The 24,329-nt window shown below is 57.2% G+C and carries 23 protein-coding genes and 1 other annotated feature; of the genes, 13 read left to right on the top strand and 10 right to left on the bottom strand.

Annotation, left to right across the window (positions count from 1 at the left end):
- Position 1: 1 nt before the first annotated feature.
- Positions 2-1,195, bottom strand: a complete 1,194-nt coding sequence (locus PU624_RS17975) for an efflux RND transporter periplasmic adaptor subunit (RefSeq protein ID WP_283546067.1) — start codon at positions 1,193-1,195, stop codon at positions 2-4.
- A 142-nt stretch (positions 1,196-1,337) separates the two neighbouring features.
- On the opposite strand from PU624_RS17975, the gene acrR reads away from it, so the two are divergent.
- Positions 1,338-1,976, top strand: coding sequence for a multidrug efflux transporter transcriptional repressor AcrR (gene acrR, locus PU624_RS17970; RefSeq protein WP_283546066.1), 639 nt, complete (start codon positions 1,338-1,340; stop codon positions 1,974-1,976).
- Here the strand turns inward: acrR and rsmS are convergent.
- The 3 genes from rsmS to priC are packed head-to-tail and all read right to left on the bottom strand — an operon-like array spanning position 1,973 to position 2,967.
- Positions 1,973-2,125, bottom strand: a complete 153-nt coding sequence (rsmS, locus tag PU624_RS17965; RefSeq protein ID WP_283546065.1) for a pleiotropic regulatory protein RsmS — start codon at positions 2,123-2,125, stop codon at positions 1,973-1,975. The genes acrR and rsmS overlap by 4 nt on opposite strands.
- 8 nt (positions 2,126-2,133) lie before the next feature.
- Positions 2,134-2,379 carry a GlsB/YeaQ/YmgE family stress response membrane protein gene (locus PU624_RS17960; protein WP_283546064.1) on the bottom strand — a complete coding sequence of 82 codons (246 nt, stop codon included), beginning with the start codon at positions 2,377-2,379 and terminating at the stop codon, positions 2,134-2,136.
- A 57-nt stretch (positions 2,380-2,436) separates the two neighbouring features.
- Positions 2,437-2,967 carry a primosomal replication protein PriC gene (gene priC / locus PU624_RS17955; RefSeq protein WP_283546063.1) on the bottom strand — a complete coding sequence of 177 codons (531 nt, stop codon included), beginning with the start codon at positions 2,965-2,967 and terminating at the stop codon, positions 2,437-2,439.
- A gap of 57 nt (positions 2,968-3,024) precedes the next feature.
- On the opposite strand from priC, the gene PU624_RS17950 reads away from it, so the two are divergent.
- The 6 genes from PU624_RS17950 (at position 3,025) to htpG (ending at position 9,317) form a co-directional block, all read left to right on the top strand.
- Complete coding sequence (locus PU624_RS17950) at positions 3,025-3,414, top strand: DUF454 family protein (RefSeq protein ID WP_283546062.1); 390 nt, start codon at positions 3,025-3,027, stop codon at positions 3,412-3,414.
- A 144-nt stretch (positions 3,415-3,558) separates the two neighbouring features.
- A complete protein-coding gene (apt, locus tag PU624_RS17945; protein WP_283546061.1) occupies positions 3,559-4,110 on the top strand; it encodes an adenine phosphoribosyltransferase in 552 nt (183 codons plus the stop codon).
- Positions 4,111-4,267: 157 nt separating this feature from the next.
- Positions 4,268-6,352, top strand: a complete 2,085-nt coding sequence (dnaX, locus tag PU624_RS17940; RefSeq protein WP_283546060.1) for a DNA polymerase III subunit gamma/tau — start codon at positions 4,268-4,270, stop codon at positions 6,350-6,352.
- Positions 5,694-5,755: a sequence feature (DnaX frameshifting element), on the top strand. (Overlaps the previous gene by 62 nt.)
- Positions 6,353-6,407: 55 nt before the next feature.
- Positions 6,408-6,740, top strand: coding sequence for a YbaB/EbfC family nucleoid-associated protein (locus PU624_RS17935; protein ID WP_003850423.1), 333 nt, complete (start codon positions 6,408-6,410; stop codon positions 6,738-6,740).
- Positions 6,740-7,345, top strand: coding sequence for a recombination mediator RecR (gene recR / locus PU624_RS17930; RefSeq protein WP_003850420.1), 606 nt, complete (start codon positions 6,740-6,742; stop codon positions 7,343-7,345). The genes PU624_RS17935 and recR overlap by 1 nt, the downstream gene beginning before the upstream one ends.
- A gap of 97 nt (positions 7,346-7,442) precedes the next feature.
- Positions 7,443-9,317 carry a molecular chaperone HtpG gene (gene htpG, locus PU624_RS17925; protein ID WP_283546059.1) on the top strand — a complete coding sequence of 625 codons (1,875 nt, stop codon included), beginning with the start codon at positions 7,443-7,445 and terminating at the stop codon, positions 9,315-9,317.
- 33 nt (positions 9,318-9,350) lie between these two features.
- Here htpG and PU624_RS17920 read toward each other — a convergent pair whose 3' ends face one another.
- Positions 9,351-10,220, bottom strand: a complete 870-nt coding sequence (locus PU624_RS17920; RefSeq protein WP_283546058.1) for a LysR substrate-binding domain-containing protein — start codon at positions 10,218-10,220, stop codon at positions 9,351-9,353.
- A 187-nt stretch (positions 10,221-10,407) separates the two neighbouring features.
- On the opposite strand from PU624_RS17920, the gene PU624_RS17915 reads away from it, so the two are divergent.
- The 4 genes from PU624_RS17915 to PU624_RS17900 all read left to right on the top strand — a co-directional run bounded on the left by PU624_RS17915 (position 10,408) and on the right by PU624_RS17900 (position 14,474).
- Positions 10,408-11,292 (top strand): DUF6024 family protein, encoded by an 885-nt coding sequence (locus tag PU624_RS17915; protein WP_283546057.1) that lies wholly within the window; start codon positions 10,408-10,410, stop codon positions 11,290-11,292.
- A 105-nt stretch (positions 11,293-11,397) separates the two neighbouring features.
- A complete protein-coding gene (adk, locus tag PU624_RS17910; protein ID WP_283546056.1) occupies positions 11,398-12,042 on the top strand; it encodes an adenylate kinase in 645 nt (214 codons plus the stop codon).
- A 113-nt stretch (positions 12,043-12,155) separates the two neighbouring features.
- Entirely contained in the window at positions 12,156-13,115 is a 960-nt protein-coding gene (gene hemH / locus PU624_RS17905; protein ID WP_283546055.1) for a ferrochelatase, read from the top strand.
- A 57-nt stretch (positions 13,116-13,172) separates the two neighbouring features.
- A complete protein-coding gene (locus PU624_RS17900; RefSeq protein ID WP_283546054.1) occupies positions 13,173-14,474 on the top strand; it encodes an inosine/guanosine kinase in 1,302 nt (433 codons plus the stop codon).
- Positions 14,475-14,830: 356 nt separating this feature from the next.
- Here the strand turns inward: PU624_RS17900 and ybaL are convergent, their stop codons facing one another.
- A complete protein-coding gene (gene ybaL, locus PU624_RS17895; protein ID WP_283546053.1) occupies positions 14,831-16,525 on the bottom strand; it encodes a YbaL family putative K(+) efflux transporter in 1,695 nt (564 codons plus the stop codon).
- 531 nt (positions 16,526-17,056) lie between these two features.
- Between ybaL and ushA the strand changes: the two genes are divergently transcribed.
- Positions 17,057-18,823: a bifunctional UDP-sugar hydrolase/5'-nucleotidase UshA gene (ushA, locus tag PU624_RS17890; RefSeq protein ID WP_502921575.1), complete on the top strand. Its 1,767-nt coding sequence runs from the start codon at positions 17,057-17,059 to the stop codon at positions 18,821-18,823.
- 40 nt (positions 18,824-18,863) lie between these two features.
- Here ushA and PU624_RS17885 read toward each other — a convergent pair whose 3' ends face one another.
- Entirely contained in the window at positions 18,864-19,295 is a 432-nt protein-coding gene (locus PU624_RS17885; protein ID WP_283546052.1) for a multidrug/biocide efflux PACE transporter, read from the bottom strand.
- A gap of 89 nt (positions 19,296-19,384) precedes the next feature.
- On the opposite strand from PU624_RS17885, the gene PU624_RS17880 reads away from it, so the two are divergent.
- The gene (locus PU624_RS17880; RefSeq protein WP_283548023.1) at positions 19,385-20,254 is read left to right on the top strand and encodes a LysR family transcriptional regulator; all 870 of its coding nucleotides are present in this window, start codon (positions 19,385-19,387) and stop codon (positions 20,252-20,254) included.
- Here PU624_RS17880 and ybaK read toward each other — a convergent pair.
- The 3 genes from ybaK to copA all read right to left on the bottom strand — a co-directional run bounded on the left by ybaK (position 20,251) and on the right by copA (position 24,291).
- Entirely contained in the window at positions 20,251-20,730 is a 480-nt protein-coding gene (gene ybaK, locus PU624_RS17875) for a Cys-tRNA(Pro)/Cys-tRNA(Cys) deacylase YbaK (protein WP_090963172.1), read from the bottom strand. The two genes, PU624_RS17880 and ybaK, sit on opposite strands and share 4 nt — an antisense overlap.
- Positions 20,731-20,902: 172 nt before the next feature.
- Entirely contained in the window at positions 20,903-21,706 is an 804-nt protein-coding gene (locus tag PU624_RS17870; protein WP_283546051.1) for a TraB/GumN family protein, read from the bottom strand.
- A 71-nt stretch (positions 21,707-21,777) separates the two neighbouring features.
- Positions 21,778-24,291, bottom strand: a complete 2,514-nt coding sequence (gene copA, locus PU624_RS17865) for a copper-exporting P-type ATPase CopA (protein ID WP_283546050.1) — start codon at positions 24,289-24,291, stop codon at positions 21,778-21,780.
- Between the last annotated feature and the right edge of the window lie 38 nt (positions 24,292-24,329).

The raw sequence follows: 24,329 nt of genomic DNA, 5'->3' as shown, positions 1-24,329 counted from the left end.
GTTATGACGATGACTTGTCAGACTGCGGCTTTGAACCGGGTGCCGCTTTCGCATCGTCTGAGACTTCTTGTGGGGTAACCTGTGCGCCCGGCTTAGCTCGCTGCAGACCCGTGCTGATCACACGTTCACCCGCTTTAACGCCGTCGGTGACTAACCACTTATCGCCAATCGCCTGAGAGGTGGTGACCTGACGCGCTTCCACTTTGTTATCTGCACCTACCACCATGACCGTAGCCTGACCGGTTGGAGTACGGGTGACCGCCTGCTGCGGAACCAGCAGTGCATTCGGATTGGTGCCTTCATCCAGACGTGCGCGAACAAACATGCCCGGTAACAGCGCATGGTTCGGGTTCGGAACAATGGCGCGCAGGGTGATAGAACCGGTGGTCTCATCAACAGTGACGTCTGAGAACTCCAGCGTACCCGGCTGTGGATAGCTGCTGCCATTCTGCATCAGCAGGGTTACGTTGGCTTTGCCATCGTTCTGCTTCAACTGACCCGACTCCAGTTCTGAACGTAAGCGCATGAAATCTTCGCTCGACTGGGTGACGTCGACATACATCGGATCAAGTTGCTGTACGGTCGCCAGCGCGGTGGTCTGTGCGTTCTGTACCAGCGCACCTTCCGTTACAGACGATTTACCGATGCGGCCACTGATAGGCGAGGTGACTTTGGTGTAAGCCAGGTTAATGCGGGCTGTTTCCACGTTAGCTTTTGCAACCTGAACGGCGGCATCGTTTTGCGCGGCAGTGGCAACGGCGGTGTCGTAATCCTGCTGACTGATATATTTGGTGCCGAGTAGCGGCTTATAACGTTTGACGGTCAGCTCAGCAATGCGGGCATTAGCCTGTGCCTGAGTTAAGTCACCTTTAGCGCTGTCGTAGGCTGCCTGATAGGTCGCCGGATCGATCTGGTAAAGAGACTGGCCTGCTTTGATATCGCTGCCTTCAATGAAATTACGCTTCAGAATGATACCGGAAACCTGCGGACGGACTTCAGCCACACGGTATGCCGAGGTGCGGCCAGGTAATTCAGTCGAAATTTTCAGGGGTTCAGTTTTCAGTGTGACAACACCCACTGCTGGCGGTTGCTGGGCGGCTTGTTCGGATTTATTGTTGTCACATCCTGTTAACAAAAAGCTGCCTGATAGCATCAGGACGGCCGCCAGAGGCGATAATCCTCTGATTTTATTCATAAATAAACCTCTAGAGTCCGATATCAATTGGTCAATGGATCACAAACTGAAAAACCCATTGCTGTGGCAAGTCGCAGGTCATGCTATGGTACATACATTCACAAATGTATGTAAACTTACCTGTTTGTAAAAAAAGCCCACTATGGCACGAAAAACCAAAGCGCAAGCACTTGAAACGCGACATCAAATTCTTGATGCCGCCATTGTTCTGTTTTCACAGCAGGGCGTCTCTGCCACTTCTCTGGCGGAGATTGCAACCGCAGCCAGCGTGACGCGCGGGGCTATCTACTGGCACTTCAAAAATAAAGCCGATGTATTACATGAAATCTGGCTTCGTTGTGATGCTGGTCTGGACGATGTGGAACTTGAGTATCAGACAAAATACCCTGGCGATCCACTCTCTGTGTTGCGCGCAATGCTGGTCTATATCTTTGATGCGACAGCAAAGGATCCGCAGCGCCGCGCTTTGATGGAGATCATTTTCCATAAATGCGAATTTGTGGGCGAAATGTCGGCACTGAAGAATATGCAGCAGAGCTTACTGCTGGAATGCTACGACAAAATTGAAGATGTGCTGCGACAGTGCATTGAAGCCGGACAGCTTCCGGGCACGCTCAGCACGCGTCAGGCCGCTCTCATTATGCGTGGATACGTCAACGGTATGATGGAAAGCTGGCTGTTTGCGCCGGACAGTTTTGATTTAGCCGCTGACGCGCCGGTTCTGGCCAATGCCTTTATCGATATGCTGCGACTCAGCCCGACGCTGACGGCTCCGCGCTAAGCCCGCTGGCAGTCGCGCTTATTCTCGTAATCGCGCTGCACCATCGCCAGCGCGGAGAGTACGGTTTCCACCGGCAGGTGATGCTCTTCCAGTAGCTGAATCAGATCAACTGCCAGTTTGACGTCGTCAGGGGCGTTTTCCAGTGACATCTTTTCTCCTAAATACGTAATCGGGCCGCGACCAGCAGCATCAGTAATGCGCCGAGAATCGCGATGCCCAGCGCGCCGGCATGCAATGTTGCCAGCGAGCCCAGTTCAAAATAGGTGGCGATATAACCGCCAATCAGTGCGCCGATCATCGACAGCGTCAGGGTCGCCATCAGGCCGCCAGGTCGTCCCGGCATCAGCAGACGCTTCAGCAACCCCAGCAGTAGCCCGCATATCAACCAGCTCAGTAAGCCCATTTTTCGTCTCCGCGCCGAATCACACCCAGTATAGAAGTGCTTTCGTCACGCTGCGCTTTATTCGCTGTGCTCGCCGCCGCGCAACGAAGAGGCCCACTCCACAGAGCGAATCGCCTGCCGACAGCGCGCCAGCCGTCCCTCTAACGTTTCCAGATCCTGCTTCAGCTGATGCTGCACCGCCAGCGTCTCGGCCAGCGCCAGTCGCTGCTCACGCTGATCGATCATTGCCAGTAAACGCCGCTCAAACTCCCGATACTCCTGATATTTCGAGGCGCGGGGGTTCTTAACCGGCTGTTCGCGTCGGGTACGCAGCTGTTGAGTACTCGCTTCCCGTTGTAAGGCGGCAATCTGATCGACCAGGCGTTCAGCCAGCCAGGCCGTGCGGGCCAGATCGTCGCTGTTGTCGCACAGCCGGGCGAAATTCTGTTCCACTTCCAGCAGGTAATCCGCCAGCCGCGTGCCTTTGGTGCGAAACAGCTGCGTGTCAAAGCGTGGCAGACGACAAACCCCATCAGAATGACGCGCAATTTCCTGACGCAGGTCGATAAGGAGCTGTTGCAGGCGCTGTTGTACGGCGATCGCACTCATCGCGTGACGCTCAGTTGTGCTAACGTACGCGGATGAGGAAAGAGCTGGGCGGGATTCATGCAACGCATTCTGTTATTAACCCTCGGCTGGCTGGCTATTGTGCTGGGGACGCTGGGCATTGTATTACCTTTATTACCCACCACGCCATTCATGCTGCTGGCGGCCTGGTGTTTTGCCCGTTCATCGCCGCGGTTTCATCACTGGCTGCTGTGGAAATCGCCATTTGGCCGCTATCTGCGTCACTGGCAACAGCATCGCGCGATGCCGCCGGGAGCCAAAGTCCGCGCTATCTGCCTGATAATCGCTACATTTAGTCTCTCACTCTTCCTGGTGCATCAGCTCTGGGTCCGCATCATGCTGCTGATCATGCTGGCGGCGCTGCTGCTGTTTATGTGGCGTATTCCGGTGGTGGCAGAAGCAGCGGACGCACCAAAGCCGCCGCGATAAAGTTGCATTTAGCCGGTCATTTGCTTAGATTTGGGCGTCTTCGTGCGTGGCTTCCCTTTGTGAATTGACTTCCGCTGAGCCTTTTACCAGGTATTAGCGCTTTTGAAGCTGCGCGAAACAGAATTTTTTACCAGGCGTATCATTATGACCGACACTGCGCAGCAGCTTGAATTCATTAAAAACAGCATTAAAAGTATTCCCGATTATCCTAAGCCAGGCATCCTGTTCCGCGATGTCACCAGCCTGCTGGAAGACCCTAAAGCCTATGCCGCGTCTATTGCGCTGCTGGTTGAGCGTTACCGTAATAAAGGCATCACCAAAGTGGTGGGCACGGAAGCGCGCGGTTTCCTGTTTGGTGCCCCGGTGGCCTTAGGTCTCGGCGTCGGTTTTGTTCCGGTGCGTAAGCCCGGCAAACTGCCGCGTGAGGTCTACAGCGAATCTTATGAGCTGGAATACGGCACCGATAAGCTGGAATTGCACAAAGATGCCATCCAGCCAGGCGATGTGGTGCTGGTGGTGGACGACCTGCTGGCGACCGGCGGGACCATTGAAGCGACCGTTAAACTGATTCGCCGTGCAGGTGGTGAAGTGAAAGATGCCGCCTTCATTATTAACCTGTTCGATCTGACCGGTGAATCGCGTCTCACTGCCCTGGGCGTTGAGAGCTACAGCCTGGTCAAATTCCCCGGCCACTAAGCCACTCTTTCGGCCTTGCCACCCGGCGAGGCCGTCACGCCTCGGGCGTCAAGATAACGAGTGCCAGCCAAAAGCGTAGCTGATAGACTACTGCAATCTTATACAGGGGTTGCAGAGCGTCTGCGCTCATCTTTCCATCCAACTTCGTCGAACCCACATGAGCTATCAGGTACTTGCGCGAAAATGGCGTCCCCAGGCTTTTGCTGATGTTGTCGGTCAGGAACATGTTCTGACGGCGCTGGCGAATGGATTGTCTCTGGGACGCATCCATCATGCTTATCTCTTCTCCGGCACCCGCGGCGTAGGGAAAACCACCATTGCGCGTCTGCTGGCCAAAGGCCTTAACTGCGAAACCGGCATCACCGCCACGCCCTGTGGTCAGTGTGATAACTGCCGTGAAATTGAGCAGGGCCGCTTTGTCGATCTGATCGAGATTGACGCCGCATCGCGTACCAAAGTTGAAGACACCCGCGATCTGCTCGACAACGTGCAGTACGCCCCGGCGCGTGGCCGCTTCAAAGTCTATCTGATCGATGAAGTGCACATGCTGTCGCGTCACAGCTTCAATGCGCTGTTAAAGACGCTGGAAGAGCCACCTTCACACGTTAAATTCCTGCTGGCGACCACCGATCCGCAGAAACTGCCGGTGACCATTCTTTCGCGCTGCCTGCAGTTTCATCTCAAAGCGCTGGATGTTGATCAAATCCGTCAGCAGCTTGAGCATGTCCTGAAGCAGGAACAGATTGAGAGCGAAACCCGGGCACTGCAGCTGCTGGCGCGGGCCGCCGATGGCAGTATGCGCGATGCGCTGAGCCTCACCGATCAGGCGATTGCCATGGGGCAGGGCGCGGTGACCAGCAGTACGGTCAGCGTCATGCTCGGCACGCTGGATGATGAACAGCCGCTTGGACTGCTGGAAGCGCTGGTGGACGGTGACGGACAGCAGGTGATGAACCTGCTGAGCCAGGCCGCCTCACGCGGTGTGGAATGGGAGGCACTGCTGGTTGAGATGCTGCGCCTGCTGCACCAGATTGCGATGGTGCAACTGCTGCCGACTTCGCTTAACGATGACGACGAGAGCAACGCCCTGCGGCTGCGGGAACTGGCGCGCGTGGTGCCGCCCGCCGATCTGCAACTCTATTACCAGACGCTGTTGATGGGCCGCAAGGATCTGCCGATTGCGCCCGATCGCCGCATGGGTGTGGAGATGACGCTGCTGCGCGCACTGGCATTCCATCCCAAAGCGGCGGTAGCTGAACCGATTGCCCGTCCCACGTTAACCCAGCAGATGGCCCCTGTTGCGCCGGCTCAGACGTCACCGGCAGCCTCCGCGCCGTCGCCGGGTGCACGCCACACGGCAGCTCAGCCAGCGCAGACGTCACCGGCCGCCGCGATGCCGTCTCAGACAGCGTCGCCTGTGGCGCAGCAGCCGATGCCTGCGCCGCAACAGCATGTTGCCGCTCAGCCGCAGATGGCTGCGCCCGATGCGGCTCTGCTGCCTGCACCGCCGTCGGATGCGGCGCCGGAAGCGCCACTTTCAAGCTCCACCAGTCAGCTCCTCCAGGCGCGCACGCAGTTGTTGCGTCAGGGAGCGAACAAGCCAAAAAAGAGTGAGCCGGCAGCGCCAGGTGCGCGGCCGGCCAACTCCGCGCTGGAGCGGCTGGCCTCGGTCACCGAGCGCAGTCAGCAGCGTATCCGCGATCGTGAACCTGCCGCCCCGATAAAAGAGGAAGCGTACCGCTGGAAAGCGGTTAATCAGCCGGTTGAAGTGGCGGAGCCGGTAGCGACGCCTAAGGCCTTGCGTTCTGCGCTGGAGCATGAGAAAACCCCTGAACTGGCGGCACGTCTGGCGGAAGAAGCGCAGCAGCGCGATGCGTGGGCTGCAGAGATTGCGACGCTGCCGCTGCCGAAGCTGGTGCAGCAGCTGGCGTTGAATGCCTGGAAAGAGACCACCGAAAACGGGGTCTGTCTGCATCTGCGCAGCAGCCAGCGACACCTTAATTCCCCCTCGGCGCAGCAGGTGTTATGCGATGCGCTGAGTGAGCGAGCCGGGCAGAAAGTTGAACTCTCTGTCGTTGAAGACGATAATTCATCGGTGTTGACGCCACTGGAGTGGCGTCAGGCCATTTACGAAGAGAAACTGGCGCAGGCGCGTCAGTCGATCACCTGTGATACCCACATTCAGACGCTGCAGCGATTTTTTGATGCCGATCTGGATGAGGAGAGTATCCGACCTGTTTGAACACGCTGCTGCTATCGTAACGATAGCGTTGTAGCCTTAGCTGAGAGAGAAAACTATGTTTGGTGGTAAAGGCGGATTGGGCAACCTGATGAAACAGGCCCAGCAGATGCAGGACAAAATGGCCAAGGTTCAGGAAGAGATTGCCGCGATTGAAGTGACCGGTGAATCGGGTGCTGGCCTGGTAAAAGTCACCATTAACGGCGCGCACAACTGCCGTCGCGTGGAAGTCGATCCCAGCCTGCTGGAAGATGACAAAGATATGCTGGAAGATCTGATTGCAGCGGCGTTCAACGATGCGGCACGTCGCATTGATGAAACCCAGAAAGAGAAGATGGCGTCTGTCTCCTCAGGCATGCAGCTGCCACCAGGCTTTAAGATGCCGTTCTGATGCAAACCAGTCCACTGCTTGAATCATTGATGGAGTCGCTGCGCTGCCTGCCTGGCGTTGGGCCGAAGTCGGCACAGCGTATGGCTTTTCAGCTGCTGCAGCGCGATCGCAGCGGTGGCATGCGGCTGGCACAGGCGCTGACCCGGGCGATGTCGGAGATCGGACACTGTGCCGATTGCCGGACCTTCACCGAGCAGGAAATTTGCACCATCTGCGCCAATCCACGGCGTCAGCAGAATGGTCAGATTTGCGTGGTGGAAAGCCCGGCAGATATCCACGCCATCGAGCAAACCGGCCAGTTTGGCGGTCGCTACTTTGTGCTGATGGGACATCTCTCGCCGCTCGACGGCATCGGTCCGGCTGATATCGGTCTGGATCGTCTGGAGCAGCGTCTGGAGAGTGAAACCCTTCAGGAAGTGATCCTCGCGACCAACCCGACGGTGGAAGGCGAGGCGACCGCGAACTACATTGCTGAGCTCTGTGGTCAGTATGGCGTCGATGCCAGCCGTATCGCTCACGGCGTGCCGGTCGGCGGAGAGCTGGAGATGGTGGATGGCACCACGCTGTCCCATTCCCTGGCGGGCCGCCAGAAGTTTAAATTTTAATCACTTGCCGGTGTTGTGACAGACACCGGCTTGAAAATCCCCGCGTCATCCCCACATCAACCTCAACGTTTGTTCAACCTGTTTTGTTGAGGTAGCAATGACCATGAAAGGACAAGAGACCCGTGGCTTTCAGTCGGAAGTAAAACAACTTCTGCACCTGATGATCCATTCTCTCTATTCAAACAAAGAAATTTTCCTGCGTGAGCTGATCTCTAACGCCTCGGATGCGGCAGATAAACTGCGCTTCCGCGCCCTGTCAGATTCCAGCCTGTATGAAGGTGATGGCGAGCTGCGCGTTCGTCTCTCTGTTGATAAGGACAACCGTACCCTTACGCTCAGCGATAACGGTATCGGTATGCGTCGCAATGAGGTCATTGAGAACCTCGGGACTATCGCCAAATCAGGCACCAAATCTTTCCTGGAATCCCTCGGCTCCGATCAGGCTAAAGACAGCCAGCTGATCGGTCAGTTCGGTGTCGGTTTCTACTCGGCGTTTATCGTGGCGGACAAAGTCACTGTGCGCACCCGTGCTGCTGGCGCATCAGCCGATGAAGGCGTGTTCTGGGAATCTGCGGGCGAGGGCGAATATACCCTGGCGGAGATCGAGAAAGCCGATCGCGGTACTGAGATCACCCTGCATCTGCGCGAAGGCGAAGATGAGTTCCTGGACGCATGGCGCGTTCGCAGCATCATCAGCAAATATTCCGATCACATCGCGCTGCCGGTTGAGATCGAGAGCAAAGATGAAGAGGGCGAGGGAACGCACTGGGAGAAAATCAACAAAGCCCAGGCGCTGTGGACCCGCAACAAATCTGAAATCAGCGACGACGAGTACAACGAGTTCTATAAGCATATCGCCCATGACTACACCGATCCGGTCGCCTGGAGCCATAATCGGGTAGAAGGGAAGCAGGAGTACACCAGCCTGCTCTACATTCCGGCGCGTGCGCCATTCGATATGTGGAACCGCGATCAGAAGCATGGCCTGAAACTCTACGTGCAGCGCGTCTTTATCATGGACGACGCCGAGCAGTTTATGCCGAACTACCTGCGCTTTGTGCGTGGTCTGATTGACTCCAGTGATCTGCCGCTGAACGTCTCTCGTGAGATCCTGCAGGATAGCCGCGTGACCCAGAGCCTGCGTGCTGCGCTGACTAAGCGTACCCTGCAGATGCTGGAAAGACTGGCGAAAGAAGACAACGAGAAATACCAGACCTTCTGGAATGAGTTCGGTCTGGTGCTGAAAGAAGGTCCGGCGGAAGATAACGCCAACCAGGAAACGATCGCTAAGCTGCTGCGCTTCGCCACCACTCAGAGCGAAGGTTCAGCACAGACCATTTCGCTGGAAGACTACGTCAGCCGCATGGTGGAAGGTCAGGAGAAGATTTACTACATCACTGCTGACAGCTATGCCGCTGCGAAGAGCAGCCCGCATCTGGAGCTGTTCCGCAAGAAAGGCATTGAGGTGCTGCTGCTCTCCGATCGCATCGACGAATGGATGATGAGCTACCTCACTGAGTTCGACGGTAAGACCTTCCAGTCGGTCAGCAAAGCGGATGAGTCGCTGAGCAAGCTGGCGGATGAAGAGACCGAAGAGCAGAAAGAGGCGGAAAAAGCGCTGGAGCCGTTTGTTGAGCGTGTGAAAAATCTGCTGGGCGAACGCGTGAAAGAGGTGCGTCTGACGCATCGTCTGACCGACACGCCAGCGATTGTGACTACCGATGCCAATGAGATGACCACGCAGATGGCGAAGCTGTTTGCGGCGGCCGGACAGGACGTGCCGGAAGTGAAGTACCTGTTTGAAATCAACCCGGATCACCCGCTGGTGAAACGTGTTGCGGATACGCAGGATGAAGCACGCTTCGGTGAGTGGATTGAGCTGCTGCTGGATCAGGCGTTGCTGGCCGAGCGCGGTACGCTGGACGATCCTAACCTGTTTATCCGTCGCATGAACCAGCTGCTGACAGCATAACGCCTACAGGCCGGTGATCATCACCGGCTTTTTTTATGGCTGTGCGGCATCCCGCAGCCAGTCACGAAACACACTGATCTCCGTATCGTGACGACGGCTCTGCTTCGTCATCATCCAGGTCGCCCGCTCGACGCGGACAAAACCCAGCGGCGCAAGCAGCGTGCCATCCTCCAGCTCTTTGCGAACCAGCAAACGCGGTGCCATCAGGACGCCAAGACCGCTTCGCGCAGCCTGAATGGCCAGCGTCAGCGTCTCAAAATGCTTACCGCCATTAAATCGACCGCTGAAGCTGGTTTTTGCCGCCCACTCTGACCAGGCGTGCAGCCGGGTATCCGCATGCAGCAGGGTCATCTTTGCCAGATCCTCACCGACACGTAACTGCGAGGCTAAATGCGGCGCGCAGAGCGGTCCAATCTCATCCTGGCTGACCAGCGTCGCGTCGATATCGGGTTCAGGGGGATCGCCATGACTGAGGATCAGCACATCGATATGTTCGCTGTACAGTTGCGAGATTGGAGCCAGCGGCAGAAAGTGAACCTCAATCTCCGGATAGCGCTGATAAAAGCTGGCAATGCGGGGTATCAGCCATTGCGATAAAAAACTGGGGGGACAGGAAATCCGGATCTGCTGAAGCAGACCGCTGCGAATGTACTCGCAGCTGCTGCGTAACTCACCGAATGCCTGCTGACAGCTCAGCAGCAGACGATCGCCGTGTGCGGTGAGCTTCACGCGGCCATTGCTGCGGACAAACAGCGGTTTGCCCATCCAGCTCTCCAGCTGACGGATCTGGTGGCTGATGGCGCTGTGGGTGACATGCAGATGTTCAGCCGCAACACTAAAGCTGCTGTGCAGGGCTGCCTGGTGAAAATAGTGCAGCGATCGTAGTGGCGGCAGTCCGTTCATCCCCTGTCTCCTGTGCAAAAATCTAACAAGGATTGTCAATTTATATCATTTTAAAGTCCAGCCGCATTCACTTACTCTAAGGGCAAATTCTGGCGGGTTGACTCAGCCTTATATCTGTGATTTTCCACAGATATTTTGCCTCGCTTAACCTGCGCTTGCGCCGCATCCTCCCCGAAGCGAGACAACCATGGCACACGGCCCTTTATCCTCTGAAACGTCAGCAGAGGCGCGCCATCGGTTACGCCTGGCGCTCTCACGTTATTACCGGCTGGAACAGTTCGATCTCTTCTTTGCGCCCTCACTCCATGTGGCGCAGGTCCTTCTTTCTCAGCTGTTTCTGCGGCAGGAGCAGGCGCGCAATCAGCATCGTTATGCCTCACGCTATCCGGTCACCGAACTCAACAACCTGCCAGCGGTTCCGTTGATCGCGGGCAGCATCATGCTGGTCCCGCATATTGAATTGCCGAATGGCCGGGTACGTCCGTTGCAGGATTGCCAGAATCAGGGTGTGACAGAGGCGAGCGAGAGTTTCGCCAGCGTGCTGCATCAGAAACTGATCGACGAAGCGCATCTGTTTGTCACCCGACTGGATCGCCATGCTGAGATCTGCAGCGATCTGGTGCTGGTGGCGTTGCGGACACATGACTTCAGTACGCTGGTGCGCAGCGAACTGCGGCTGTTTGAAGAGGGACTGACCCTGACCGCCACGCAGGATGCACTGCGCCGCTTCGCCGATCCTGAGTGGCGACCGTACAACGCCGCCACCGTCGATGCGCTTTCCCTGTCAGCGCCGCTGCCGCTGAACTCCTGCCATCAGCCCGGTTTGCCGTTCGCCAGTTTTAACGTTCCGGCCTCGCTGATCGCTGCGCTATCAGATGCGGAAGATGTGGTGAAATGGCCGCAGCAGGCACGTCTGCAACTGAATGCTAACGTGCGCGGCAGCGGCAAAAAAAGTGTGAATATGACGCATCATCTTAGCCGGCGACTGCAATTCCTGCTCAGCGCAGGCGGTAAATCTGAAAAAGCGGCAGGCAGACCCGCCGGGTCGGGCTCAGGGCCAAAAAGCGAGTAAAGTCGCCCCGCGCGATCCGCGCCCTTCCTTGTGATGAGCGGGTCATAATGGTATGTTCTTCCGCTTCTAAGATAGATCAATGCGATTCGCAAGGGGATTTACGCAATGCGTATTATTCTGCTCGGAGCTCCGGGCGCAGGTAAGGGGACTCAGGCCCAATTCATCATGGAGAAGTACGGCATTCCGCAAATCTCCACCGGCGACATGTTGCGTGCAGCAGTTAAAGCAGGCAGCGAGCTGGGCAACCAGGCGAAAGCCATCATGGATGCTGGCAAACTGGTGACCGATGGGCTGGTGATTGCGCTGGTTAAAGAGCGTATCACTCAGGAAGACTGCAAAAACGGTTTCCTGCTGGACGGTTTCCCGCGCACCATTCCTCAGGCAGATGCAATGAAAGAAGCCGGGATCAAAGTTGATCACGTGCTGGAGTTTGCCGTACCGGACGAACTGATCGTTGAACGTATCGTGGGCCGTCGCGTTCATGCGCCATCTGGCCGCGTTTATCACGTCACCTTTAATCCACCGAAAGTGGAAGGTAAAGATGATCTGACAGGCGAAGAGCTGACCACGCGTAAAGACGATCAGGAAGAGACCGTGCGTAAGCGCCTGGTGGAATACCATCAGATGACCGCGCCGTTAATTGCTTACTACAGCAAAGAAGCGGAAGCGGGCAACACCGCCTATCACAAAATCGACGGCACCCGTAAGGTGACCGAAGTGAGTGCCGAGCTGGCTAAGATCCTCGGCTAAGCTCAATGGGGCCGGTATTACTGGCCCCTTTTGCAGCAATTGCTTTTACCTCCCACTAATTCCGCTACAATTTCCCTGTTTTCACGCATCCCCGCTGTCATCAAGGAACTCAAATGAGGCAAGATAAGCCTGGCGTGTTATTGGTCAATTTAGGTACGCCAGACGCTCCAACCACACCTGCTGTTAAACGCTATCTGAAACAGTTTTTAAGCGATCCGCGCGTGGTCGATGCGCCGCGCTGGCTCTGGTGGCCGGTTCTCAATGCCGTCATTCTGCCGTTTCGTTCGCCGCGCGTCTCTAAGCTCTATGCATCCGTCTGGATGGAAGACGGCTCACCGCTGATGGTTTACAGCATGCGTCAGCGCGATGCCCTGGCGGCACGGGTTGATATGCCGGTCGAGCTGGGTATGAGCTACGGCAATCCGAGCCTGAAAAGCGCAGTCGATAAGCTGATGGCGCAGGGCGTGACCCGCCTGATTGTGCTGCCACTCTATCCGCAGTTCTCCTGCTCTACCGTGGCCGCGGTGTGGGATGGCCTGACCGCCGTCTTCAAAGATTACCGTTCGCTGCCTGATGTGCAGTTTATCCGTGATTATGCCGAACATCCGGCCTACATCGCCGCGCTGAAAGCGACGGTGGAGCGATCCTTTGAGCGGCACGGTCAGCCCGATCTGCTGGTGTTGTCGTTCCACGGCATTCCGCAGCGTTTTGCTAATCAAGGCGATGACTATCCGCAGCGCTGTGCGGATACCACGGCGGCCCTGGTCAAAGCGCTGGGTCTGCGTGACGATCAGTACATGATGACTTTCCAGTCGCGTTTTGGTCGTGAGCCCTGGCTGATGCCTTACACCGACAAAACCATGGAAAGCCTGCCCGCCAAAGGGATCAAACATGTTCAGGTGATGAGTCCGGGCTTCTCGTCTGACTGCCTGGAGACGCTGGAGGAGATCAGTGGTGAAAACTGCGAAATCTTCCTGCATGCCGGTGGTGAGAAGTTTGAGTATATCCCTGCGCTGAACGCCGATGAGGCGCACATCGACATGATGGTGCAACTGGTCGACGCACGCCGTTAAAGCGCAGGCGGAGAGTGTGATATCATTCTCCGCCTGTTTTTCCAGACGGCATTCCCGATGAAATTTCCCGGCAAACGCAAATCCAAACACTACTTCCCTGTCAGCGCACGCGATCCCCTGTTACAACCCGCTCAACACGATGTTGATGCAGGCAGCTGGGTGGTGGGTATCGACCAGACGCTGGTGGATATCGAAGCCAAAGTCGATGATGACTTTCTCGCCCGTTACGGCCTGAGTGCCGGGCACTCGCTGGTTATCGATAATGCCGTCGCGGAAGCGTTGTACAACGAGCTGATGCGCGATGCGCTGATCACCCATCAGTTTGCCGGTGGCACCATCGGGAATACGCTGCATAACTTCTCGGTGCTGGCCGATGACCGCTCCGTGCTGCTGGGCGTCATGTGTAACAACATTCAGATTGGCGGGTACGCCTATCGCTATCTCTGCAACACCTCAAGCCGGGTCGATCTCAACTATCTGCAGGGCGTCGATGGCGCCATTGGCCGCTGCTTTACGCTGATTGGCGAGCATGGCGAGCGAACCTTCGCTATCAGCCCCGGCCAGATGAACCAGCTGCATCCCGATAATGTGCCGGAAGAGGTGATTGCCGGCGCTTCTGCGCTGGTACTGACCTCCTATCTGGTGCGCTGCGCCGAAGGTGAACCGATGCCGCAGGCGACGTTACGGGCGATTGAATATGCCAAACGCCACAACGTGCCGGTGGTGCTGACGCTGGGCACCAAACATGTGATTGGCGACAATCCTCAGTTCTGGCGGGACTTCCTGCGCGAGCACGTCAGCATCGTGGCGATGAATGAAGAGGAAGCGCTGGCGCTGACCGGCGAATCCGATCCGCTGCTTGCTTCCAATATGGCGCTGGACTGGGTGGATCTGGTGCTCTGCACCGCTGGCCCGATTGGGCTTTATATGGCGGGTTACACCGAAGACGAGTTCAAACGCAAAACCAACCATCCGCTGCTGCCTGGCGCGATTGCCGAGTTCAACCAGTATGAGTTCAGCCGCGTGATGCGCCAGCAGGATTGCCAGCAGCCGCTGCGTATCTTCTCGCACATCGCGCCTTATATGGGCGGGCCGGAAAAGATCATGAACACCAACGGAGCCGGAGACGGTGCGCTGGCGGCGTTACTGCATGACATTACCGCCAACAACTATCACAGCCTGAATGTGCCGAACTCCAGCAAACATGCGCGTCCGTATCTGACCTATTCGTCGCTGGCGCAGGTGTGTAAGTATGCCAACCGCGTCAGCTATCAGGTGCTGAATCAGCATTCGCCGCGTTTAACCCGTGGCCTGCCGGAAAGGGAAGACAGTCTGGAAGAGTCTTACTGGGATCGGTAAAGCGGGTCGCCACAGGACGTAAAAAGGCCCTTCTGAACAGAAGGGCCTTAGATGACTGGCAACGTCTGGCTCGTTTAGCGGTGAGATCGAGCCTGCTTAGGGAACACGGTCAGATCGGAAAGGCGCTTAAGCCATCCCTGGCCGCTCGGCCCGCGCGATTACGCACCTCATCCCTGAGGTGCGCCCGTTGCCGGGCCAACGCCCTGCGTTGTTCAAAAACGCTCCCGGCGTTTTTGTCCATGGCGCGGGACGCTTTCCTCCTCTGCCCGTGTTCCCTGCGTGTTGAGTTTATTCGTTGCGGTAAAATTTACCCTGATTTGGATATATCAGTAGCCTGAAGCCTTGCTGAACACGCATCAGCGCACGACATCGCAGGGCTGTAAATCCTCGCCCTGCGTCATCTCATCCTGCAGGATTTGCAGCATACTGCTGGCAATCTCACGCTCACCCATCACGACGCGGGTGGCACCCCGCTCCATGATGTACTCCACTTCATCGTCATAGTGGGCGCGGGCGATAATCTCGATGTTCTTGTGTTTTTCACGCGCCGCCGTCACCACTTCACCCGCTTCATAGCCATTCGGGATGGTCAGTAACAGCCAGCGGGCGCAGTCGAGTCGTGCCAGTTCCATGGTGTCCGCACGGGCCGCATTCCCCAGCACCGCTTTGATGCCCTGTTCGCGCAGCGCTTCAACCCGCGTGCGGGAGTTTTCAACCACGACCAGCGGAACATTAGCCTCAAGAAGCTTCTGACCAATCAGGCTGCCAACCCGGCCGTAACCGACAATCACCGCGTGATTGCAGAAATCTACCGGGATCTGCTTCTCTTCTTCAATCGCCTCTTCCAGCGTCTGCTCTTCCATCGTCTCTGTTTTCGCCAGGAAACGCTCCAGCAGGGTAAACAGAATCGGGTTGAGCATAATCGACAGGATGGCAGCGGCCAGCACCAGGTTGCGGCCCTCATCATTCAGCAGGCCCAGCGAGATACCCAGACCCGCCAGAATAAAGGCGAACTCACCAATCTGCGCCAGGCTGACCGAAATGGTCAGCGCCGTGCGACGCGAATGGCCGAGCAGCGACACCAGCAGCCAGGCGGCCACCGATTTGCCGACCACAATAATCACCAGCGCACCCAGCACCGCCAGCGGCTGCGTCACCAGAATCGACGGGTCGAACAGCATGCCGACGGAGACAAAGAACAGCACGGCAAAGGCATCGCGCAGCGGCAGGGTATCGCGCGCAGCACGGTGGCTCAGTTCTGACTCGTTCAGCACCATACCGGCGAAGAAGGCGCCCAGGGCAAACGACACATCGAAGAACTCAACTGCCCCAAAGGCGATGCCCAGCGCCAGCGCTAACACCGCCAGCGTAAACAGCTCACGCGAACCCGTAGCGGCGCTGCGGGCGAGGATCCAGGGCACCGCACGGCGTCCCACCACCATCATCAGCACCATAAAGGCGGCGACTTTGCCGATGGTCCACAGCAGATCCCAGGCCAGCAGCCCGGCGCTGGCGTTGCCCTGTTCCATCATGCCGGCAATGGCAGGCAGCAGTACCAGCGTCAGCACCATCACCAGATCTTCGACAATCAGCCAGCCAATCGCAATCTGCCCGCGCTGGCTGTCAATCAGCTGTCGCTCCTCTAACGCGCGCAGTAACACCACGGTACTGGCGGTAGAGAGACAGAGACCAAACACCAGTCCGGTCATCCACGACCATCCCAGCGTCCATGACAATCCCATTCCCAGTAACGTCGCGACCGCGATTTGCGCGATGGCACCGGGAATGGCGATCGACTTTACCGACATCAGATCTTTCATTGAGAAGTGCAGGCCGACACCGAACATCAGCAGGATAACGCCGAGTTCTGCCAGTTCAGGGGCCAGATTGGTATCAGCAACAAAGCCTGGGGTAAAGGGGCCAGCCAGCACGCCTGCAAGCAGGTAACCTACCAGCGGGGAGATACGCAGACGGTGGGCAAGCATCCCAAGGAGAAAAGCCAGAACCAGTGCTCCGACGATAGTAGTGATCAACGGTGTGGTGTGATGCATGCCTGTCTCCTTGTATACAAATGTATCTGCTTGTAACAAATGAGTTTAAAGCAAAATCTATTCTTTCGCTGAGCAATTTGCGGGAATACCTCAAAAAACTACGAAAAAAAGTCAAATACGCAATTGAAAGGGCGTTTTTGTTCATTATCCATAATACTGGCTGATTTGACGCTTTAAACAGGGTGGCATAAATAAAAATTAGCCCCATTAAATGACGTGGGTATGGCACGAATAAGGGGTAATTGCGCGAGCAGAGAGGGTAAAACCTGTCAGCGGCACTTTTGCATGAGTAAACAATTGTTTAACAACATAGTTTACTGTCGGTCTCCGCCTGTGCCTGAGAAGCCGTGGCAGTTTTAACGCCCCCCTGCAGGCACAGTCAGGTTCTGCAAAGCCGGACCAGAAATAAAAAGAGTGGGCAAAGTCAGTCAGGTGAATGTGCATGGGCCTTGAGTTCGCCGGGGGAATGTGCGACACAGTGGGGCAAAGCGGCAGAAAATCGGGCCAGACGGCAAATTAAGGAGAATCACAGTGTTGTTTTCTAAATGGACAGGGGCAGGGGTAGCGCTACTGGTGGCCCTGATGCCGCTATTTTCACAGGCCGCTCAGGCCGATCGCACCTATCGTTTCAGCCTGCTGCACACCAACGATGAGCATGGTCACTTCTGGCTTAATGAACAGGGTGAATATGGTCTGGCCGCGCAGAAAACCCTGATGGATACCCTGCGCTACGACGTGCAGGCCCATGGTGGCGGCGCATTGATTCTCTCTGCCGGTGATGTGAATACGGGCGTGCCGGAGTCCGACGAGCTGGACGCTGAACCCGATTTTCGCGCAATGAACCTGATTGGCTATGATGCGATGGCGCTGGGCAATCATGAGTTCGACAAGCCGATCGCCGTCCTGCGCAAACAGGAGAAGTGGGCGCGCTTCCCGCTGCTGGCCGCCAACGTGTATGACAAAAGCACCGGGAAACGGCTGTTCAAACCCTGGGCGGTGTTCAACCGTCTCGGACTGAAAATTGCGGTGGTCGGGTTGATCACGCCAGACACCGCGAAACTGGCTAATCCGGCAGGTCTGACAGAGACCGAGTTCCGCGATCCCGTTGCGGAGACGGAGAAGGCGGTGGCCGAACTGCGCGCCACCGAGAAGCCGGACGTGATTGTCGCGCTGACCCATCTTGGCCACTACGATGACGGTAAGCATGGCAGCAACGGCATCGATGATGTCACCCTGGCGCGCAGCCTGCCTGCCGGCACGATCGATCTGATTGTTGGCGGTCATTCGCATGATGCGGTCTGCATGGAAAAAGAGAACGTCAGCGTCAAAAATTATCAGCCTGGCCAGCCCTGCAAACCCGATCAGCAGAACGGGATCTGGATCATGCAGGCGGATAAATGGGGCAAATATGTCGGACGTGGTGACTTCACCTTCCGTAATGGTCAGGTGACACTGGAGGCGTATCAGCTGGTGCCGGTGAACCTCAAACACAAGATAAAGAATGCTGATGGCAGCGAAACCTGGCTGACCTGGCAGGAAGAGATCCCGAAAAACACCGCCATGATGAAGCTGCTGATGCCGTTCCAGAAACGTGCAGAGGCGAAGTTAATGGTGAATGTTGGCAGCGCCGACGGCAACTTCAGCGGTGAAAAAGAGCAGGTTCGCTTTGAGCAGACGAATCTTGGGCAGCTGATTCTGCGCGCCCAGATGGCGCACACCAAAGCCGATTTTGCGGTGATGAGCGGTGGCGGAATCCGCACCTCGCTGAAAGCGGGCAAGCTGAGCTGGCGTGATCTGCTGCAGGTTCAGCCGTTTGGCAACCAGGTGGTTTCGGTGAGCCTGACCGGCGCGGAGATCAAAAAGTATCTGGATGTGGTCGCTAATATTCAGCCTGACTCAGGCGGCTTCGCCCAGTTTGCTGGCATCAGCCTGACCACCGACGGTAAGCATGTCAGCGATGTCAGTATTAATGGCAAACCGCTGCAGGATACGCAGCGTTATCGCATGGCGACCAACAGCTTCAATGCGGCAGGTGGCGACGGTTATCCGCGTCTGGATAATCATGCGGATTACCTGAACAGCGGAGCCGTCGATGCGCAGGTGCTGCGTGACTTCATCAAGGCACATTCGCCGGTCAAAGCCAGCGACTATGAGCCGAAAGGACAGATTGTACATCTGACGGATGAGCAGATTAAGGCGCGGGATGAGGCGGCGGAAAAAGCGCGGAAGCGTAATTATCCAAAAATGATTCTGGCGTGGATCTGGCCGTGGGGGAACGAAACAGCCCGTACGCATTGAACGAAACGGGAGGCGCTTGCGCCTCCCGTTTTTATTATTCTTACGCCCGGCAGGGGTGACGTCTGATCCAGCGCTCGCGCAGTTTGTCCCACACCCAGTTGTAGGCCATGGTGTAGGGCAGGAAGAAGAGGAAAAAGGCCACTTCAACCAGGAAAGCCTGTCCCAGCGAGATATCCAGCATCCAGGCCGCAATCGGCAAGCCAATCAAAATAAACCCACCCTCAAATCCCAGCGCATGTAATACACGCACGCCCGGCCCGCGTTTCTGGCCCGGCGGATAGAGCCTGTCAAAGCCGCTGTTGTAAATCATGTTCCATAGCATCGCGACCGTTGAGAGCATAATCGCCAGCGATCCCATCTGAAACAGCGGCTTATCCATGACCCATGCCGCCAGCGGCGAAACGGTCAGAATCGCCAGGGTTTCAAAGCAGACAGCATGAAGAATACGTTCTTTGATTGAGCGGGTACGCATTGTTAATTCTCCTTGAATAATGCGGCGCATTTTCACACGTCAGAATGCTAAGATAAAATGAACACCTATCGAAAAAAGCGATGGTTCAGATGCGTTACTCCCCGGAATCCCTTGAGGCTTTTATGCAGACCGTGGCGAGCGGCTCTTTCTCTGCGGCGGCGCGCGCGCTGGGTAAAAGTCAGTCCACCATCAGCGCGGCGGTAGCAAATTTAGAAGACGATCTCGGCTTTGTGCTGTTTGATCGTACCGGCCGTCAGCCGATCCTGACCGAGCAGGGACGCCGCGTTATCCCTCAGGTTCAGCAAATCCTCGCCGCCAGTGAGCGGCTGGATGCGCTGGCGATCCGTCTGTCGCAGGGCGTTGAACCCCGGCTCAGTTTTGCCATGTCCGACTTCTGGCAAACCGATCATCACGAGCATCTGCTCAGGCAATTTGATGCCCGCTATCCGGAGACAGAACTGGAGGTCATGATTGCCGAAGATGGTGACGTGCTGGATTTGCTGCAGGCCGGGCGGGTGCATCTGGGCGTGGTGCGGGCGCAGCCTAATCTGCCGGTGGATATCGCGGTGGCACGACTGCAGGTTGAAGCGCAGATGGCGGTCTTTTTACATCGCGATCATCCGCTGGCACAGCTTAATACCGTCAGCGAAAGCGAGCTGGAAGGAGTGCGTCACCTGCGATTAAACACGTGGGTTGAGGCCTCGGAACCGGCGCCAATGGGACGCATCTGGTCGGCACCCACCTATTTGCTGCTGCTGGAGATGGCGGAGCAGGGGTTTGGCTGGACGGTTCTGCCGCGCTGGCTGGTGAAGCAGTTTGGGCATGACGTCCTGAAAGAGCTGTCGATGCCGGGCTGGCCGCAGCATATCGCCGTTGAGGTGGTCTGGTCGCGACGCACGCCGCCCGGCCCGGCGGGTCGCTGGATGATCGATCAGCTTTGCGCCCAGCCACGGGTTTAGTCGTGGCGGGCGATATCTGCAAATGGCGCGTCGAGTAACCGTGAAAGATCCTGCGGGGCCAGTTCGATGTCCAGTCCACGCTTGCCGCCTGAGATAAACATCGCGTTAAACGCGCTGGCAGAGTGGTCGATCACCGTGGGCAGCCGTTTTTTCTGTCCCAGCGGACTGATGCCGCCCACCAGATAGCCGGTAACCCGCTGCGCCAGCTGCGGATCGGCCATATCGGCCTTCTTCGCGCCCAGCGCTTTTGCCACCTTTTTGAGATCCAGCTGCGTTGAAACCGGCGTAATCGCCACCGCCAGCTGTTTCGCCTCACCATTCAGCGCCACCAGCAGCGTTTTATAAACCTGGCGCGCATCCAGATTGAGTTTACGAACTGCTTCATCACCAAAATGGGTTTCGTTACTGTCATGCTCATAAGGATGCAGAATGAAGCTGACTTTTTGTTTTTCCAGCAATTTTACGGCGGGCGTCATACGGGTTCCTTACTAAGAAAAATCTTATTACGCAGAATCATGGAAAAAGGTGGCGAAATTTTGTTCTTTGCGTAAAATTGGCCGCGCGCCCGCAATCTGATTGCTGGCGATAACCAAAATCATAAACAAATTCCTCTTTGACGGGCCGATAACATTATCGGCTCTCTTTTTTTCAGGGCTTCTTCAGCATCTCAGGCAGATTATCTTCGCCGTAAAGATGCAGCGCACCGACCGCCACTACATAGTTTCCCGCCGCCAGTCCCTGCAGCCTGTCGCACCACTGCGCATTACGCTGACCGATCAACGTATCATTCAGCGCCTGACTGAAGGTGGCGGGCAGGGTGATTTCCGGCTGGCGTGGCGGCGTATCAAGCCACCAGCTCACCATCATCTGCAGCAGGCGTGCATTGGTATGCCAGTGCAGCAGCGTATCCTGTAACAGCGCCATGCCATCGTCCGGCAGCGCAGTCAGCAGGGCGATCTGCGCATCTGCGCCTTCCAGTTCAATCACCGGTTTATTGAAGCCTTTCGCTGCCTGCAACAGCTGATAATCGATGCCGTAGTCAGGCCGTAATCCCAGTCGTTGTGCCTGCTGTGCCTGTAACATCAGCGCCACCTGCCAGGCAGGCAGGTTATCAAACAGGCTCAGGTTGAGACTCATCTCCTGACACAGCGCGGTGAGCGTTTGCATCGCGCCGCTCTCCAGCCGCGTAGCGAGCGCAGGACGATCGCCGGAGTGATCAAAGGGTGAGCCGCCCTGCGTAATATCAGCTTCGACAATCAGCGCATCCGCCTGCTGCAACTGACGCAGCAGGCGGGCGGGCAACGGCTGCATGTCGCGCGTGCCCATATGGATGCTGCCCACCAGATGCAACTGACGATCGCCAAGCCGGACATCCATCGCAGGCCAGCGGTAACTGGCGGGAAAAAGTTGGCTGATAAAGCCGCGCAGTGAGCGCCAAACGTTGCCTGTCATTCCCGGTCCTTTGCGATTCAAAACCCCATGCTAGCGACTTCAGAGAGTGAAAAACAGCGCTGAAACGGCGATTACGGGCGCGGCGGCCGGTAACGCAGTAGGCGGTTAGCATTGCTGACCACGGTAATGGATGACAGCGCCATCGCCGCACCGGCTACAATCGGGCTGAGCAGGGTGCCGGTCAGCGGATAGAGCACACCTGCGGCCACCGGAATGCCAATACTGTTATAGATAAAGGCGCCAAACAGGTTCTGCCGGATATTGCGCAGCGTCGCGGAAGAGAGCGCTAACGCATCCGCCACGCTGTTGAGGTCGGCGCGCATCAGCGTAATGCCTGCGGTTTCTACCGCCACATCACTGCCGCCACCCATGGCGATGCCCACATCGGCCTGCGCCAGCGCGGGCGCATCATTGATGCCATCACCCACCATCGCGACGCGGCGGCCCTGCTGCTGTAACTGTTCAATGGCGGCTGCTTTACCTTCCGGCAGCACGCCCGCAATCACCTCATCAATGCCTGCCTCGGCAGCAATGGCACGGGCGGTATTTTCATGGTCGCCGGTCAGCATAATCAGGCGATAACCCTGCTGATGCAGCCGCTTCAGGGCGTCGATGCTTTCCGGTCGCAGCGGGTCGCGCAGCGCAATCAGGCCGGTTAACTGGCCCTGTTCAGCCAGTAACACCGGCGTTGCACCCTGTTGCGTCAGGCGCGCAATCTCAGCTTCTGCCGCCCGGTAATCGACGCCGTTGTCCTGCAGCAGCGCAGCGTTACCCAGCAGCAGCGTTCTGTTATCCAGACTACCGCTGACCCCTTTGCCGCGTATTGTACGAAATTGCGCTAAAGCAGGCGGTTGCGTCAGTTTCGCTTCGGCGACAATCGCTTTTGCCAGCGGATGACCCGAGGCGAACTCCAGCGCAGCAGCGGTCGCTAACACGGATTCACGGCTGGCATCACCCCAGACCAGCACTTCACTAACCTGTGGCTTTCCGGCTGTGAGGGTGCCGGTTTTATCAAACACCAGCGTGTCGATCTGGCTGGCACGCTGCAGGGCATCAGCGTCGCGCACCAGTACGCCCAGCTCGGCGGCGCGTCCTACACCGGCAATGATCGACATGGGCGTTGCCAGTCCCAGCGCACAGGGGCAGGCGATAATCAGGACGGTTGTCGCGATCACCAGCATGTAAGCAATCTGAGGCTGCGGGCCGAACAGATACCACACCGCGCCGCTGAGCAGCGCAATCAACACCACCACCGGGACAAAAACGGCGGAGATGCGATCGGCCAGACGGCCCACATCGGGTTTGCTGCTCTGCGCCTGACGTACCAGCCGGATAATGCGCGAGAGGGTGGTGTGATTCCCGGTCGCCCGGGCGATGAATTCTACTGAGCCATCCTGCACCAGGGTTCCGGCAAAGATCGCCGCACCCGGATTTTTGCTTTGCGGCACCGCTTCGCCGGTCAGCATCGCTTCATCAAACCAGGCTTCACCTGTGGCGATTTCGCCATCGACCGGCACCCGATCGCCGGTGACCAGACGCAGCGTCATGCCGGGCTGAACGTCGCTGACCGGGATCAGCCGGTCGCCCTGTTGATCGACCAGTCGCGCCTGGGCCGGCGTCAGATCAAGCAGTCGCTCCAGTGCCTTAGACGATCGCTGACGCGCCCGCTGCTCCAGCGCATGGCCAAGATTGATCAATCCCAGGATCATGACGCTGGCTTCGAAATAGAGATGGCGGGCTTGCGGCGGGAAAAAATCGGGCCACAGCACCACGCTAAAGGAGTAGATCCAAGCGGTACCTGTACCGAGGGCCACCAGGGTATCCATGGTGGCGCTGCCATTGCGCAGACTGCGCCAGGCGCTACGATAAAAATGGCTGCCGGTCACGACCATGATCAGCAGGGTCACAACGCCCAGCGTCAGCCAGGTGGTGTGATTGTTGTCGGTGAGCATCATGTTGTCGCCCACCATGCCCCAGATCATCAGCGGCACGCCAAACGCTAAGGCGACCGCCGCCTGCCAGCTGAAACGACGCATCGCGCTGCGGGCGCTGAGCTGCTGCTTCTCACGTCGCTCCTGCTCGTCATCCACCACCTGCGCGCCATAACCGGCGGCATCGACGGCAGCTACCAGTTGTTGCGGGTCAGCTTCGCCCAGCACCAGCGCGCTGCGTTCGCCGAGATTGACCCGCGCCTGGCTGACGCCTGCGACCTGCTGCAGCGCTTTTTCCACCCGGCTCACGCAACTGGCGCAGGTCATGCCCTCAATCAGCAGCATATGCGCAGGTAATGTTTTTTCTGCCGGATAAGAAACGGTCTCCGTTGTCAGCGCCTCCGGCGGCGGCTCCGATGCTGTCAACGGTTCAGACTTTGGGGAGACGTCCGCAGTTTTCAGCGTTGCGTGGTAGCCTGCCTGTTCGACGGTGGCGATTAACGCAGCTGCATCGGCATGACCGGAGACCTGGGCTTCCTGTTGGGTCACGTCGGCCTGGTCAACATCGTCGCGTTGTTCCAGTGCCTCTTTAACGCGTTTGACACAGTGGCCGCAGGACAAGCCGTCCAGTGCCAGAGAAATGGTGTGTGACATAATCAACTCCTCTTGTAATCCCATTTGACTGATTGGCC

The organism is Pantoea sp. Lij88 (assembly GCF_030062155.1).
Classification (GTDB): Bacteria; Pseudomonadota; Gammaproteobacteria; order Enterobacterales; family Enterobacteriaceae; genus Pantoea.
The sequence above is the reverse complement of the archived record's forward strand: the minus strand, read 5'-3'. Positions and strand labels throughout refer to the sequence as shown.

Coding starts and splice junctions, on each gene's coding strand:
- PU624_RS17975 (WP_283546067.1), bottom strand. CDS start 1,195: ATGAATAAAATCAGAGGATTATCGCCTCTGGCGGCCGTCCTGATGCTA.
- acrR (WP_283546066.1), top strand. CDS start 1,338: ATGGCACGAAAAACCAAAGCGCAAGCACTTGAAACGCGACATCAAATT.
- rsmS (WP_283546065.1), bottom strand. CDS start 2,125: ATGTCACTGGAAAACGCCCCTGACGACGTCAAACTGGCAGTTGATCTG.
- PU624_RS17960 (WP_283546064.1), bottom strand. CDS start 2,379: ATGGGCTTACTGAGCTGGTTGATATGCGGGCTACTGCTGGGGTTGCTG.
- priC (WP_283546063.1), bottom strand. CDS start 2,967: ATGAGTGCGATCGCCGTACAACAGCGCCTGCAACAGCTCCTTATCGAC.
- PU624_RS17950 (WP_283546062.1), top strand. CDS start 3,025: ATGCAACGCATTCTGTTATTAACCCTCGGCTGGCTGGCTATTGTGCTG.
- apt (WP_283546061.1), top strand. CDS start 3,559: ATGACCGACACTGCGCAGCAGCTTGAATTCATTAAAAACAGCATTAAA.
- dnaX (WP_283546060.1), top strand. CDS start 4,268: ATGAGCTATCAGGTACTTGCGCGAAAATGGCGTCCCCAGGCTTTTGCT.
- PU624_RS17935 (WP_003850423.1), top strand. CDS start 6,408: ATGTTTGGTGGTAAAGGCGGATTGGGCAACCTGATGAAACAGGCCCAG.
- recR (WP_003850420.1), top strand. CDS start 6,740: ATGCAAACCAGTCCACTGCTTGAATCATTGATGGAGTCGCTGCGCTGC.
- htpG (WP_283546059.1), top strand. CDS start 7,443: ATGACCATGAAAGGACAAGAGACCCGTGGCTTTCAGTCGGAAGTAAAA.
- PU624_RS17920 (WP_283546058.1), bottom strand. CDS start 10,220: ATGAACGGACTGCCGCCACTACGATCGCTGCACTATTTTCACCAGGCA.
- PU624_RS17915 (WP_283546057.1), top strand. CDS start 10,408: ATGGCACACGGCCCTTTATCCTCTGAAACGTCAGCAGAGGCGCGCCAT.
- adk (WP_283546056.1), top strand. CDS start 11,398: ATGCGTATTATTCTGCTCGGAGCTCCGGGCGCAGGTAAGGGGACTCAG.
- hemH (WP_283546055.1), top strand. CDS start 12,156: ATGAGGCAAGATAAGCCTGGCGTGTTATTGGTCAATTTAGGTACGCCA.
- PU624_RS17900 (WP_283546054.1), top strand. CDS start 13,173: ATGAAATTTCCCGGCAAACGCAAATCCAAACACTACTTCCCTGTCAGC.
- ybaL (WP_283546053.1), bottom strand. CDS start 16,525: ATGCATCACACCACACCGTTGATCACTACTATCGTCGGAGCACTGGTT.
- PU624_RS17885 (WP_283546052.1), bottom strand. CDS start 19,295: ATGCGTACCCGCTCAATCAAAGAACGTATTCTTCATGCTGTCTGCTTT.
- PU624_RS17880 (WP_283548023.1), top strand. CDS start 19,385: ATGCGTTACTCCCCGGAATCCCTTGAGGCTTTTATGCAGACCGTGGCG.
- ybaK (WP_090963172.1), bottom strand. CDS start 20,730: ATGACGCCCGCCGTAAAATTGCTGGAAAAACAAAAAGTCAGCTTCATT.
- PU624_RS17870 (WP_283546051.1), bottom strand. CDS start 21,706: ATGACAGGCAACGTTTGGCGCTCACTGCGCGGCTTTATCAGCCAACTT.
- copA (WP_283546050.1), bottom strand. CDS start 24,291: ATGTCACACACCATTTCTCTGGCACTGGACGGCTTGTCCTGCGGCCAC.